Below are 13,925 nucleotides of genomic sequence, written 5' to 3' on the forward strand. Positions count from 1 at the left end.
GCCCGACGAGCTACCAGACTGCTCCATCCCGCGTCTGTGGGGCGGATTCTACAGCGATACGCAATCCTGTCAAACCTTAATTTATAAAAAAGCCTTCTGGTTCAATCGCTTAGATAGAGATATAGGCTATGAAAATGGCTGCAAGCCTTATAGCGTAAGGGATGTAGCTCTATTAGAGGGATATGGTTGATTAGAAAAACAAATTTATGCAGGTCAGGCAGCGCTTGTCGGAGCGAGCAACACTACTGGTGCTATATACAGTTCTCGGTGACATACTGGCGGCCTGCATTGCCTACTCCCTTAAAGAACATCGCCTTACATGACGCAGCGCAAAATTATCCACGTCGACTGTGACTGTTTCTATGCCGCTATTGAGATGCGTGATGACCCGAGCCTGGCGAATAAGCCAATGGCTGTCGGGGGCTCTGCCGACCGGCGCGGGGTGATCTCAACCTGTAACTACGAAGCAAGGGCGTATGGCGTGCGTTCGGCGATGGCGTCTCGGCATGCCCTTAAGCTGTGTCCGGACCTGATCATCGTTAACGGTCGGATGGATGCTTATAAAGAGGCCTCAAAAGAAATCCATAGCATCTTGCGCGATTACACCGAGCTGATTGAGCCGCTGTCATTGGACGAAGCCTATTTGGATGTGTCGGATAGCCCACATTTTGGTGGCAGTGCCACGCGTATTGCTCAAGACATTCGGCGCAGGGTCTCGAGTCAGTTGCACATCACGGTATCGGCAGGTGTGGCGCCGAATAAGTTTCTGGCCAAGATTGCCAGTGACTGGAAAAAGCCCAACGGACTGTTTGTGATTACCCCGGATCAGGTTGAAGACTTTGTCTCTGCGCTGCCGGTCAACAAGCTGCATGGTGTGGGCAAAGTCACGGCGGACAAGCTGGGGCGACTGGGGATTGAAACCTGCCACGACTTGCGCGAGTGGAACAAGCTGGCGCTGGTACGTGAATTCGGCAGTTTCGGTGAGCGATTGTGGGGGCTGGCACGTGGGATTGATGATCGGTTGGTGCAAAGTGACAGTCGGCGCCAGTCAGTCAGCGTCGAAAATACGTACGACACAGACTTGCCGGATCTGGCTACCTGCCTGGAAAAGCTTCCCGAGCTTTTAGAGACGTTGAACAGGCGCATTGACCGAATCGACAGCAGCTATCGTCCTGGAAAACCGTTCGTCAAAGTTAAATTTCACGACTTTACCCAAACCACGCTGGAGCAATCCGGAGCGGGGCGGGACCTTGAAAGTTATCAGGGGTTGTTAAGTCAGGCATTTGCACGCGGCGCCAAGCCCGTTCGATTGTTAGGGCTGGGCGTGCGTTTACATGATTTGAGCAGTGGCCATGAACAGTTGGAGTTGTTCGCAAGACCCCTGTAGGCGCGAGGCTGTCGTCTCTTCCTATCCGTTGGTCATGCGCACAGTTGAGGCGTGCTCAGCTAACCCCAGGGTCCGCTACCAGACGACCGGCGTTCTTGGTCAGAGACTGAAGGAATTCACGCTGCAACTCAGGATCGTTGCGTGTGAGTTCGATCAGGCTTTGTTCCAGTTCGCTGGCTTCTTCTTCCAGTCCCAGTTCTGACAAGCGCTTGACCCGGTGAACCCATTGGTTGACGTCGTCGCCTTCAAGGTCGTCGTAGATCAGGTTGTGCGCTTCGAGCAACTTACCCCGCAGGTTGCTGCTGATCGACAAGGTCGAGTCTGAGTGGGTTTCGTCCTGGGCATCTTCGACCGTAATGGTCAGTTTGTTGACGTGATTCAAGTCTTGCTCGGCAAACGGGCTGTCGAGCAAGTTGAGGCGCAGCACACCATTACGATCAGTGGTCAGCTCATGGCTTTGCTTGCCTGCGCTGACGATGACCGGGCGTTCAGCCCACGGCAAACTTGAATACTCAAGCCGCTTGTCGCGTTGAACCTCGTCAATGCCAGCCAGGTTCTGCTCGGCGCGGCCATGGGATTGCACGTTCATGGCCGGGTTAATGCCCGCGAAACCGTAACTGATCCAGTCTTTGGTCACACTGTCAGGCAATTGCCCAAACATGAAAACGTTCAGCACATTGGCGCCGACGCCGCCCACAATCGCAACCGCACCGAGCGGGACTTCATAGATTTCACGCCACGGCTGGTAGGGCGTGTAACGGTCGTAATGACGGGTGACATCGAACTCAGTGACTTCAAACGTCTTCTGTTCATTGATGCGTACGCGGCGTTGAGGCAGCTCCAGCACAGACGGTGAACCGACATCAATCTGCAGGTTATGGGCAAGCAGTTTGCGCTCGATGCGCTCCTCGTGTTCGCTGCGTTGCGACATGTGATTGGCACAGCCGCTCAACAGCAGGGCGCCGCACATGGCGGCGCCCCCGAGGGTTAAGGTACTTCGATTGAACATGGCGTCTCTAATCTGGGTTCAGCGACGGATGCGCGCCTGAAGGAAAGCCAGAACGTCAGCAACGGGCAGGGCTTGTGGCTCTGCTTCAGTGCGACTCTTGTACTCCAGATTGCCTTCAGCCAGACCACGGTCACTGACAACGATCCGGTGTGGGATGCCGATCAGTTCCATGTCAGCGAACTTGATGCCTGGGCTGGTTTTCTTGTCACGGTCGTCCAGCAGCACTTCAAAGCCTGCAGCGGTCAGCTGTGCATACAGCGCGTCGGTAGCTTCGCGCACGGCTTCAGTTTCGTAGCGCAGGGGTACCAAGGCGACTTGGAAAGGAGCCAGTGCATCGCTCCAGATGATGCCGCGTTCGTCATTATTCTGCTCGATGGCAGCTGCCACCACGCGAGAAACGCCGATGCCGTAGCAACCCATGGTCAGGGTCACAGGCTTGCCGTTTTCGCCCAGTACCTGGCACTTCATTGCTTCGCTGTACTTGGTGCCCAGTTGGAAAATATGGCCGACTTCAATGCCGCGCTTGATTTCCAGTGTGCCTTTGCCGTCCGGGCTTGGATCGCCCGCGACCACGTTACGCAGGTCGGCAACGGTCGGAACTGGCAGGTCGCGCTCCCAGTTCACGCCGAAGTAATGTTTGTCGTCGATGTTGGCACCCACACCAAAGTCGCTCATCAGCTCGACCGAACGGTCAATGATGCACGGCAGCGGCAGGTTTAGCGGCCCCAGGGAACCAGCACCGGCGCCGATCGCGTCACGCAGTTCAGCGTCTGAGGCCATGGTCAATGGGCTTGCTACCAGTGGGTGGTTGCCGGCCTTGATTTCGTTCAGTTCGTGATCGCCACGGATCACCAAGGCGATCAGTTTGCCTTCTTCGGCAGCATGAACAATCAGGGTCTTGACGGTCTTTTCGATTGGCAGGTTGTAGCCTTCTACCAACTGAGCAATGGTTTTGGCGTCTGGAGTATCGACCAGGCGCAGCGCTTCGGTGGCCGCACCGCGTGCGGTTTCGGCTGGAACAGCTTCAGCCTTTTCGATGTTGGCGGCGTAGTCGGAGCCATTGCTGAACACGATATCGTCTTCGCCGGACTCGGCCAGCACGTGAAACTCGTGTGAGCCAGCGCCACCGATGGAGCCGTTGTCGGCTTCAACTGGGCGGAAGTTCACGCCAAGGCGAGTGAACACGTTGCAGTAGGCTTGGTGCATGCGGTCATACGTGATCTGCAGCGATGCCTGGTCTGCGTGGAACGAATAGGCATCCTTCATGATGAATTCGCGACCGCGCATCAAACCGAAGCGTGGGCGGATCTCGTCACGGAACTTAGTCTGAATTTGATACAGATTGATCGGCAACTGCTTGTAGCTGTTCAGCTCGTTGCGGCACAGGTCGGTGATGACTTCTTCGTGGGTTGGGCCCACGCAGAATTCGCGACCGTGGCGATCTTTAAGGCGAAGCAACTCTGGGCCGTATTCTTGCCAGCGACCTGACTCTTGCCACAATTCAGCCGGCTGAATGCTCGGCATCAGCACTTCCAGAGCGCCTGCAGCGTCCATTTCTTCGCGAACAATGGCTTCGGCTTTGCGCATAATCCGCAAGCCCATGGGCAGCCAGGTGTACAGGCCTGAAGCCAGTTTGCGAATCATGCCGGCGCGCAGCATCAGCTGATGGCTGATAACGACCGCGTCCGAAGGCGTTTCTTTCTGTGTGGCGAGCAAATATTGACTGGTGCGCATGAGTAGTCGTTGCCGTTACTGGTGACTAAAAGTGATTGGGCATTGTACGGGCGAGATGTGTTTGCGTACAGGCCAGGGGAGGGAGCGGCGCTCCCTCTGATTATTCGGGGTGTTTTTCGAAGTCTTCTGCAGGTTTCAGACGCGCCCTGCGGGTTTCCTGATACCAGTGCAAGCTGATTAGCAGCAGCGTCGGAATGCCCATCAATGCGGTGATGATAAAGAAGTTGTGATAGCCATACTTCTCGACCATGACCCCTGAATAGCCGCCCATCAAACGCGGAAGCAACAGCATGATCGAGCTGAGCAGGGCGTACTGGGTAGCGGAAAACTTGAGGTTGGTGAGGCTCGACAGATAGGCAACAAAGGCTGATGTGGCGAGGCCAGAGCTGAAGTTGTCGAGCGAAATCGTAACAATCAGCATATGCAGGTTCGGGCCCATGTCGGCCAGCAGCATAAATAGAAGGTTGGTGGCTGCGGACGCGGCTCCGCCAATCAGCAGAATTGGCAATATGCCGAAGCGCACAATTAGCAAACCGCCCATCCCTGCCCCGAGAAGGGTCATGATCAGGCCGAAAATCTTGCTCACGCCTGCGATTTGATCTTTGGTGAAACCTTGATCGATATAGAACACGTTGGCCATCACGCCCATGACCGTGTCCGACATGCGATAGGTCGCAATCAAGCCGAGCAGCAGTAACGCTTGCCAGCGATAGCGCACGATAAAGTCATTTACCGGCGTCAGTACTGGGGCCAGTCCTCGTCGTCCTATCGATGACAAACACAGCACCGTCAGCAAGGTGTAGAGGATGGCCCGCAGAAAGGCCCGATCCTCCATCACCAGCTTCATCGGGCTTACGCCTTCAAAAAGTACGCCTGCAAAGTTGGTGTTGTACAACTGAGTGAACATGGCAGGGACGGAAACCAGCAGCACAATCAGTACGAAAACCGAGGCCAACTGATGGACAAAGCTATAGCGTCCAGCTGATAGCTGAGTCCGTAACGTTACCGGCGGTTCGCGCATAAAAAAGGTAGTGAGCAGCGCCGGAACCATCAGCAGCCCGAAGAGCACATAGGTGCCGGTCCACGCTGAGTGTTTGTAGTTGAAGCCAGTCGAGCCGAAACCTTCGGCAAAAAATAGTGCGCCGGCTGTGGCAAGTAACGCAGCAACCCGATAGCCGGACATGTAACTGGCGGCGAGTGCGGCTTGGCGGTTGTCGCTGGCGATTTCGAGGCGGTAGGCGTCGATGGCAATGTCTTGGGTTGCCGAGGCAAATGACACGATAACGGCGATGGCAATTAGCCAGGAAAGGTGTTTTTGCGGATCACAAAAGCCCATGCCGATCAGGCCGAGTATTACCAGCGTCTGAGACAACACCAGCCAAGAGCGGCGTCGGCCCAGCTTTCCGAGCAATGGCAGGCGCCACTGGTCGAGTAGCGGCGACCACACCCATTTAAAGGCGTAGGCGAGTCCGATCAGGCTTGCATAACCAATGGTTTCGCGTGCCACACCGGCTTCGCGCAACCAGACAGAAAGCGTTGAAAATACCAGCATGTACGGTAAACCGGCGGCGAAACCGAGCAGCAACAGCACAAGGGTTGAGGGACTGGAATAGGCAGCCAGCGCTTCGCGCCAGGTTTTACGGGGCATGGACTTGAGTCTGCCTCTGATTACGGAAACAAAGGGCGCACTCTAACCGCAGTGCTCTATTGGGCGCCAGCCATGGCACTGTATATCCACGCGATTATTAACAATGCTTAACCCTTCGCTGCGCAGGCGCGCACGCTGTTCATCGCCCGACACGCTGCCTGCGGGCAAACTGATCCGGCCGCCAGCTGCCAGTACCCGATGCCAAGGTAATCGGGTGTCTTCGGGAAGCTGACTCAGTGTGCGACCGACCCAACGTGCTGCGCGCCCCAGACCCGCCAAATCAGCGAGCTGGCCGTAGGTCACAACCTTGCCTGATGGCACCAGCATCAAGGTTGAATAGAGCGCAGTACGGCGAATCTCAGCAGGTGTTGGGTCAGTATGGGGCGGTGTATTCATGGGCAGTTCTATGAATGTCTGGCGTTGAGAGATTAGACACGTGCGGTAACTGTTCTCATTAAGGAACTACATGATTATCAGCCGGTCTTTCTTTGTCTGGGGTGTGTCCTTGCGGATAATGCCGACATTCTTTCGAAAATCTGAGTTTCGCATCTGCTTATGTTGTCCAGAACCCTGTTATGCCTTGCCGTTTTGAATGTGTCCACGCCTTTACTAGCCGATACGGTCTGGCTGAAGAACGGTGATCGTCTGTCCGGCAAAATCAAAGTGTTTGATGGTGGCAAGTTGCTCATTCAGACCGATTATGCGGGCGCCATTCCCATTGACTGGAAGCAAGTCAAAACCCTGGAAAGTGATCAGGAGTTGCTGGTCAAACAGGATACCTACGTCGGTGAAAAGGCTAAGTCCCTGAAAGCCGCCGAAGACGGCCACGTCACACTGGCCAATGGCGAGGCTCCTAAAACCGTTGAGCTGGCGAGTATCCAGCAAATCATGAAGCCCAAGCCGCTTATCGAAGACTTTGCCTGGAAAGGCAATGTCGATGTTGCGCTGGACTACAAGCGTGCGGACAAAGACACCGATGACTACGACATCGACTTTAAGACGACCGCCCGTCATGGCGCCTGGCGTCATCACGCAGAGGGTTCATATAACCGCGTGTTCCAGAACGATGTCGTTACAACTGACAACTGGAACGCCGAATATGCACTCGACCACTTTATTGATGACAAGTGGTATTGGCAGGGGCGTTTGAGTTACACCCGAGACAGGGTCGAGGACATTTCTCGTCAGCGCACTGTGGGTACAGGCCCGGGCTATCAGTTCTGGGATGACGAGCTGGGCGCATTCTCGCTGGGTTCACTGCTGAACCGTACTGACTATGAATACTCGGACGGAAACAAAAACAACTTCTACTCGCTGGCGATGAAGTGGGATTACAACCGGTACCTGATAGGCAAAACGGTATCGCTCTTTACCAATGGAGAGTTGGGTAAACCGCTAGAAGGGGCGTCAGATTACAGCCTCGATGCTGAAATCGGCTTGCGCTACAAAGTGACCGAATGGGCATCGCTCAACCTCAAGGCCGAAAAAGACTTGATCGGCACCGGCAGTGGTTCTGACAACGCACTCAATAAAACCCGTTACACCGCAGGATTTGGCGTGATGTGGTAAGCACTGCCGCGGCTGCGATCCTTGCAACAATCAAAAGATCGCAGCCTTCGGCAGTTCCCAAACAGCAGGCTTTTAAATCCGCAACCCGCCGTCTAACTCCAGAATTCGCCCGCTGTAATAGTCATTTTCGAAGATGTATGCCGCCGAATGGGCGATCTCCTCAGCTTTACCCATACGCTTGAGCGGGATGCCTGAGGTCATTTTTTCTAGAGCCTCGGGCTTCATGCCCAGCGTCATCTCGGTTTCGATAAAGCCGGGAGCAATCCCCGCCACACGAATGCCATAGCGCGCCAGCTCTTTGGCCCAGGTCACGGTCGCCGCCGCTACGCCTGCCTTAGCGGCTGAGTAGTTGGTTTGACCCACGTTGCCCGCCCGCGAGATCGACGAAATATTGATGATCGCGCCTTGGTTGTTCAATTCGATCATCTTCGCCGCTACCTCACGGGTGCAGAGAAAAACCCCGGTCAGGTTGACGTCGATGACGGCCTGCCATTGGGCCAGGCTCATCTTGGTCATCACCCCGTCCTTGACCTTTAAGAGCAGGCCATCACGCAGGATCCCGGCATTGTTGACCAAGCCATTGATGGCGCCAAAGTCTTCAGCAATTTGCCCGACGGTTTGTGTTACTTGTTCTTCGTCTGCCACGTTGCACACGTAAGCACGAGCCTCTACACCGTGGGCCTCACAGGCGGCAACAGCCAGCCCGAGCTTTTCCGGATTAAGGTCAACCAGTGCCAGTTTTGCGCCCTTGGCTGCAAGATACTCAGCCATTGCGCGACCTAGCCCTTGGCAGCCGCCAGTGATAATGATTACTTTGTCTTTTAGTTGCATGAGTGCCCTGATCTCGACCGTTTCGACGGATTTTTATTGAGGAGTCATAAGTTGAGCGTTGAAGCTGCCAAGCATGCCCGAGAATTATTGCTCAAGGAATACCGTGGAGCGCTGTCCACGCTCTCCAAGGCGATGCCAGGGTTTCCCTTCGGTTCGGTCGTGCCCTATTGCCTAGATGAGCAGGGGCGGCCACTGATACTGATCAGTCGGATTGCTCAGCACACCCACAATTTGCGTAAAGACCCCAAGTGCTCCCTGATGGTCGGCGAGCGTGGCGCAGACGATGTGCAGGCCGTTGGGCGCCTGACGTATCTGGCTGAAGCCGAGCAACTGACAGATCCTGCTGCCATCGAAGCGGCGGCTGAGCGTTATTACCGCTACTTCCCACAATCGCAGAATTATCACACCGCGCACGATTTCGACTTCTGGGTGCTAAACCCGATTCGGCATCGGTATATTGGCGGCTTCGGCGCAATTCACTGGTTGGATCAAATCACCGTGGCCAACCCTTTTGCCGGTCCGGTCGAAGGGCGTATGGTCGATCACATGAACGACGACCATGCCAACGCCATCGCCCATTACGTCGAATTGAGTGGGCTGCCCCGCACCGAGCCGGCCAAAATGGTCGGGCTCGACAGCGAAGGAATGCATTTATGCATTGGCCAAAGCCTCTATTGGCTGGGCTTTCCAGAGGCTTGTAACAATTCGACACAGGTTCGCGAAGCCTTGGTTTTTCTGGCCCGTGCGAGTGAATGGCCGAAAAAAGAAACTTCACAGTCTTGAATTCAGAACGGCGCGACGTCATCTAAGCTGGGTTGGAAGATATTCTTCCGGAGAGGAATCATTTGATGCGCGCTTTTCTATTGCTCTTTCTTTTATTTCCAGTGCTAGAGCTGTACGTCTTTTTCAAGGTCAGCACCGCTATTGGGTTTTTCCCCGCGTTGTTGCTGATAATTGCAGGCTCCATGCTGGGTGTCCTGGTGGTACGCGTTGCAGGGTTGGCGACTGCCTTGAGTGCCCGCGAGAGCCTTAATCGCGGTGAGCTGCCTGCCCAGCAAATGCTGCATGGCCTGATGATGGCATTGGGTGGCGGCTTGCTGGTGCTTCCAGGTTTTATCAGCGACATCGCAGGTCTGTTGTTGCTGTTTCCGCCGGTTCGCCGTTTTCTGGTCAACCGCCTGCGCAAGCGCGCAGAAGAACAGGCCATTCGTCAGCGTGCGTTTGCCGATGAGTTTGAAGCGGCACGTCGACCGGGCACGCACCAACCGTTGGGTCGTGAGCCCAACGTGATCGAAGGCGAGTTCGAACACCGCGACAAGTAAACTTTCCTTCAAAGGCTTTGGCACGGCACCTACGGTGCCGTGTTTGTTTTTGGGCCGTACAAAAGGTAAAAAATTTCGGTAGGGCGCCCTTGTAATCACTGGATGCGCCCTTATGTAACTGACACCGCAGGGTTTTGCTGGCAACAGCAGGCTCCTTTAGCGAATCACCCCCGGCATTTCCGGACTTGCAAACCCAGCCGGTATTGACACCGGCCGATGAACACCACAATTAGGAGAGATCGACAATGAAGCTTCGTCCTCTGCATGACCGCGTCGTAATCCGTCGCAGCGAAGAAGAAAAGAAAACCGCTGGCGGTATCGTTCTGCCTGGTTCGGCTGCCGAGAAAGCTAACAGCGGTGAAGTCATCGCTGTGGGTACGGGTCGCGTTCTGGACAACGGTGAAGTGCGTGCGCTGGCCGTGAAAGTGGGTGACAAGGTTGTGTTCGGCCCTTACTCCGGCAGCAACACTGTGAAAGTCGACGGCGAAGACCTGTTGGTAATGGCTGAGAACGAGATTCTCGCTGTTATCGAAGGCTGATTCCCCGCTCCTTTTCCCGCTACTACAAAGTATTTAAGGAAGATCGATCATGGCTGCTAAAGAAGTTAAATTCGGCGATTCCGCCCGTAAAAAAATGCTCGCCGGTGTAAACGTCCTGGCTGACGCAGTTAAAGCGACCCTGGGCCCTAAAGGCCGTAACGTGATCATCGAGAAGAGCTTCGGCGCTCCGACCATCACCAAGGACGGCGTTTCCGTCGCCAAAGAAATCGAGCTGAAAGATCGCTTCGAAAACATGGGCGCGCAATTGGTTAAAGACGTTGCCTCCCGTGCAAACGATGACGCTGGTGACGGTACTACGACTGCAACCGTTCTGGCTCAGTCGATCGTCAACGAAGGCCTGAAGGCCGTCGCTGCCGGCATGAACCCGATGGACCTCAAGCGCGGCATCGACAAAGCGACCATCGCTATTGTCAAAGAACTGAAGTCGCTGGCCAAACCATGCGCTGACAGCAAAGCAATCGCTCAGGTCGGCACTATCTCTGCCAACTCCGACAGCTCCATCGGCGACATCATTGCCGAAGCCATGGAAAAAGTCGGTAAAGAAGGCGTGATCACCGTTGAAGAAGGCTCGGGCCTGGAAAACGAACTGTCTGTGGTTGAAGGCATGCAGTTTGACCGTGGCTACCTGTCGCCGTACTTCGTCAACAAGCCAGAGACCATGACTGCTGAGCTGGACGGTCCGCTGATCCTGCTGGTCGACAAAAAGATCTCCAACATCCGTGAACTGCTGCCAGTTCTGGAAGCTGTTGCCAAAGCTGGCCGTCCACTGTTGATCGTGAGCGAAGACGTTGAAGGCGAAGCCTTGGCGACTCTGGTTGTGAACAACATGCGCGGTATCGTGAAAGTCGTTGCTGTTAAAGCACCAGGCTTTGGTGATCGTCGTAAGGCAATGCTGCAGGACATCGCTGTTCTGACTGGCGGTACCGTTATCTCCGAAGAGATCGGCCTGAGCCTGGAAAGCGCTACCCTGGAACACCTAGGTAATGCCAAACGCGTAACCGTAACTAAAGAAAACACCACCGTTATCGACGGTGCTGGCGTTGAAGCTGACATCCAGGCACGTGTGACTCAGATCCGTGCTCAAGTCGCTGATACCACGTCGGACTACGACCGTGAAAAACTGCAAGAGCGTCTGGCCAAGCTGTCTGGCGGCGTTGCAGTGATCAAGGTTGGCGCGGGTTCTGAAGTTGAAATGAAAGAGAAGAAAGCCCGCGTTGAAGACGCCCTGCACGCTACCCGTGCGGCCGTTGAAGAAGGCGTGGTACCTGGCGGTGGCGTAGCACTGGTTCGCGCTCTGCAAGCCATCTCCGAACTGAAAGGCGACAACGCTGATCAGAACGTTGGTATCGCACTGCTGCGTCGTGCTGTTGAAGCACCTCTGCGCCAGATCGTTGCCAACTCCGGTGACGAGCCAAGCGTAGTTGTCGACAAAGTGAAGCAGGGTTCGGGTAACTACGGTTACAACGCAGCCACTGGCGAATACGGCGACATGATCGAAATGGGTATCCTTGACCCAGCTAAAGTGACTCGTTCGGCTCTGCAGGCGGCTTCGTCGATTGCCAGCCTGATGATCACCACTGAAGCTATGATCGCTGAGATCCAAGAAGACAAACCAGCTGGCGGCGGTATGCCAGACATGGGCGGCATGGGTGGTATGGGCGGCATGATGTAAGCCAGCCCTACCCCGATACGCAAAAGCCCCGCCTGAGTCATCAGGTGGGGCTTTTTTGTGCCTGTAAATTGTGGGCAAGCCACTGTATGCAGTCTGTGAACCATGAGTGAAAGAATTGTTAAAGGTGTCTGGCTGTTAACTAAAACGTGTAAAGGCCCTGTGGAGCTAGCTCTCAGCGGTTCTTGGCCTTAAGCTGCGCGGGCCAAGACGGCCGTTACTGCGTTCGGAGAAAAGTGCCCATGCGAATTTTATTGGTTGAAGACAACCGCGATATCCTCGCCAACCTTGCGGACTACCTGGGGCTTAAAGGTTATACCGTTGACTGCGCGCAGGACGGCTTGTCAGGGTTGCACCTGGCGGCTACCGAGCATTACGACTTGATCGTGCTCGACATTATGCTGCCCGGTATTGACGGCTACACCTTGTGCAAACGCCTACGCGAAGACGCACGTCGCGACACCCCAGTCATCATGCTGACCGCCCGCGACCAATTGGATGATCGCCTACAGGGCTTCAAGTCAGGCGCCGATGACTACCTGCTCAAGCCGTTTGCCCTCTCGGAGCTGGCGGCGCGAATTGAAGCAGTGCTACGCCGTGCTCAAGGCGGCGGTCGTCGTGAGTTGCAGGTCGGAGACTTGCGTTACGACCTCGATACCCTCGAAGTGACTCGCGAAGGGCGCCTGCTCAAACTCAACCCGGTCGGCCTCAAGTTGCTGGCTGTGCTGATGCAAAAAAGCCCGCATGTGTTACGCCGTGAAGTGCTTGAAGAAGCCCTATGGGGCGACGACTGCCCGGACAGTGACAGCCTTCGCAGCCACGTTCACCAGTTGCGCCAGGTGATCGACAAACCGTTCGACAAACCTTTATTGCAAACCGTGCATGGTGTGGGCTATCGCCTCGCCGAGAGTCGTGATGGAGTTTAAGCAAAGCCTTGCCCAACGGATCATCATCGCCTTCGCACTGATGAGTGCGCTGGTGGCGGGAACGTTTGCGATGGGTATTGTTGCCACCGTGCACTTGGTCGAAGAAAAACTCATTTCAGCAGGGCTGGGCGGTGACCTGCAACGCCTGCTGCTGATGGATAACGTCAGCGACTGGAACCACCGTCCCGAGCCGGATCAGTTGTTCTACTACAGTGGTGGCCGTGGCGATTTTGCCTTGCCCAAGGACCTGCGCCACCTGGAGCCGGGTTTCCATGAGGTGTTCCGCGATCAGTTGTCGTACCACGCGATGGTCGAAGTGGTCGATGGTCGGCGCTATGTATTGCTACAAGACCAAAGCGATTTTGAAGAGCGCGAGCGCGTGTTGTTTGCCGTAGTGTTGGTTGGCTTCGTGCTGGCGCTGGCGTTGGCAGTATTCCTAGGCTGGGTGCTTGCACGCCGAGTAATGGCTCCCGTGGTGCGATTGGCTCGGCAGGTGCGGCATCGAGATCAATTGTTGGGGTTGGCGCCGCCCCTGGCGCCGGACTATGCGGCCGATGAGGTTGGCGAATTGGCGGTGGCCTTCGATGCCACGCTAGGACGTTTGCGTGACACCTTGACTCGCGAGCGGTTGTTCACCAGCGATGTGAGTCATGAGTTGCGTACGCCCTTGATGGTGTTGGCCAGTTCCTGCGAGTTACTGCTGGAAAGTCCGTCGCTGGATCAGCGTAGTCGCTCACAAGTGGAGCGTATTTCCCGGGCCTGCGAAGAAATGCGCGAACTGGTGCAGACCTTTCTCATGCTGGCTCGCGCCCAGCATGAAGATGCCAGCATGTCGCCCACTGTCACCCTGACCACCGTGGCGGAAGGATTGATCAGCTTGTGGCGCGGCCCTATTGAAGCGAAGGGCCTGACACTGATTTACGACCCGGGTAATCCCCTTGATACCCGTTACAACGCGACATTTCTGCATGCGGTCATGGGCAACCTGCTTCGCAATGCTCTGCACTACACCGATACCGGTTTTATTCGACTGAGCCTTGAGCCCACTGGATTTGTGGTCGAAGACAGCGGCGTCGGGATCCCCGAAGAGAAGCGCCAAGCCATGTTTCAACCCTTTGTTCGCGGCAGTGAAAAGCGCGGCGAGGGGCTAGGACTAGGTTTGTCGCTGGTGCAACGGATCTGCGACAGCCAGGGCTGGCGTGTGACACTAACCACCATGGAGCCCAACGGCTGCCGCTTCCACGTCGAGTTGAACCCCGCAGAACTCTGA

14 protein-coding genes are annotated in these 13,925 nt (G+C 55.6%); 9 read left to right on the forward strand and 5 right to left on the reverse strand.

The genetic code is table 11. The features are described from left to right. A partial coding sequence (locus B347_RS26920; protein WP_237719119.1) for a hypothetical protein occupies positions 1-190 on the forward strand: 190 nt, incomplete at its 5' end. A 129-nt stretch (positions 191-319) separates the two neighbouring features. Next, positions 320-1,387 carry a DNA polymerase IV gene (dinB, locus tag B347_RS0110920; protein ID WP_019409758.1) on the forward strand — a complete coding sequence of 356 codons (1,068 nt, stop codon included), beginning with the start codon at positions 320-322 and terminating at the stop codon, positions 1,385-1,387. 55 nt (positions 1,388-1,442) lie between these two features. On the opposite strand, the gene B347_RS0110925 is transcribed toward dinB, so the two are convergent. The 4 genes from B347_RS0110925 to B347_RS0110940 all read right to left on the reverse strand — a co-directional run bounded on the left by B347_RS0110925 (position 1,443) and on the right by B347_RS0110940 (position 6,174). Beyond that, positions 1,443-2,396, reverse strand: coding sequence for a hypothetical protein (locus tag B347_RS0110925; RefSeq protein ID WP_019409759.1), 954 nt, complete (start codon positions 2,394-2,396; stop codon positions 1,443-1,445). 18 nt (positions 2,397-2,414) lie between these two features. Continuing rightward, positions 2,415-4,130: a proline--tRNA ligase gene (locus B347_RS0110930; RefSeq protein ID WP_019409760.1), complete on the reverse strand. Its 1,716-nt coding sequence runs from the start codon at positions 4,128-4,130 to the stop codon at positions 2,415-2,417. Between the two features lie 100 nt (positions 4,131-4,230). Then, the gene (locus tag B347_RS0110935; RefSeq protein ID WP_019409761.1) at positions 4,231-5,778 is read right to left on the reverse strand and encodes an AmpG family muropeptide MFS transporter; all 1,548 of its coding nucleotides are present in this window, start codon (positions 5,776-5,778) and stop codon (positions 4,231-4,233) included. A 42-nt stretch (positions 5,779-5,820) separates the two neighbouring features. Beyond that, positions 5,821-6,174, reverse strand: coding sequence for an MGMT family protein (locus B347_RS0110940; protein WP_019409762.1), 354 nt, complete (start codon positions 6,172-6,174; stop codon positions 5,821-5,823). 159 nt (positions 6,175-6,333) lie between these two features. Here B347_RS0110940 and B347_RS0110945 point away from each other — a divergent pair, with 159 nt between their 5' ends. Then, positions 6,334-7,347, forward strand: coding sequence for a DUF481 domain-containing protein (locus B347_RS0110945; protein WP_019409763.1), 1,014 nt, complete (start codon positions 6,334-6,336; stop codon positions 7,345-7,347). Positions 7,348-7,419: 72 nt separating this feature from the next. Here the strand turns inward: B347_RS0110945 and B347_RS0110950 are convergent, their stop codons facing one another. After that, a complete protein-coding gene (locus B347_RS0110950; RefSeq protein ID WP_019409764.1) occupies positions 7,420-8,178 on the reverse strand; it encodes an SDR family oxidoreductase in 759 nt (252 codons plus the stop codon). Positions 8,179-8,229: 51 nt separating this feature from the next. Between B347_RS0110950 and B347_RS0110955 the strand changes: the two genes are divergently transcribed. The 6 genes from B347_RS0110955 (at position 8,230) to B347_RS0110980 (ending at position 13,925) form a co-directional block, all read left to right on the forward strand. Further along, complete coding sequence (locus B347_RS0110955; RefSeq protein WP_019409765.1) at positions 8,230-8,961, forward strand: HugZ family protein; 732 nt, start codon at positions 8,230-8,232, stop codon at positions 8,959-8,961. Between the two features lie 65 nt (positions 8,962-9,026). Next, complete coding sequence (locus B347_RS0110960; RefSeq protein ID WP_019409766.1) at positions 9,027-9,500, forward strand: FxsA family protein; 474 nt, start codon at positions 9,027-9,029, stop codon at positions 9,498-9,500. Between the two features lie 245 nt (positions 9,501-9,745). Beyond that, positions 9,746-10,039: a co-chaperone GroES gene (locus B347_RS0110965; RefSeq protein ID WP_016779794.1), complete on the forward strand. Its 294-nt coding sequence runs from the start codon at positions 9,746-9,748 to the stop codon at positions 10,037-10,039. 49 nt (positions 10,040-10,088) lie between these two features. Further along, complete coding sequence (gene groL / locus B347_RS0110970) at positions 10,089-11,732, forward strand: chaperonin GroEL (RefSeq protein ID WP_019409767.1); 1,644 nt, start codon at positions 10,089-10,091, stop codon at positions 11,730-11,732. 239 nt (positions 11,733-11,971) lie between these two features. Beyond that, positions 11,972-12,655 carry a two-component system response regulator ColR gene (gene colR / locus B347_RS0110975; RefSeq protein WP_019409768.1) on the forward strand — a complete coding sequence of 228 codons (684 nt, stop codon included), beginning with the start codon at positions 11,972-11,974 and terminating at the stop codon, positions 12,653-12,655. Further along, positions 12,645-13,925, forward strand: coding sequence for a sensor histidine kinase (locus B347_RS0110980; RefSeq protein ID WP_019409769.1), 1,281 nt, complete (start codon positions 12,645-12,647; stop codon positions 13,923-13,925). The genes colR and B347_RS0110980 overlap by 11 nt, the downstream gene beginning before the upstream one ends.

The organism is Pseudomonas psychrophila HA-4 (genome assembly GCF_000282975.1).
Taxonomy (GTDB): Bacteria; Pseudomonadota; Gammaproteobacteria; order Pseudomonadales; family Pseudomonadaceae; genus Aquipseudomonas; species Aquipseudomonas psychrophila_A.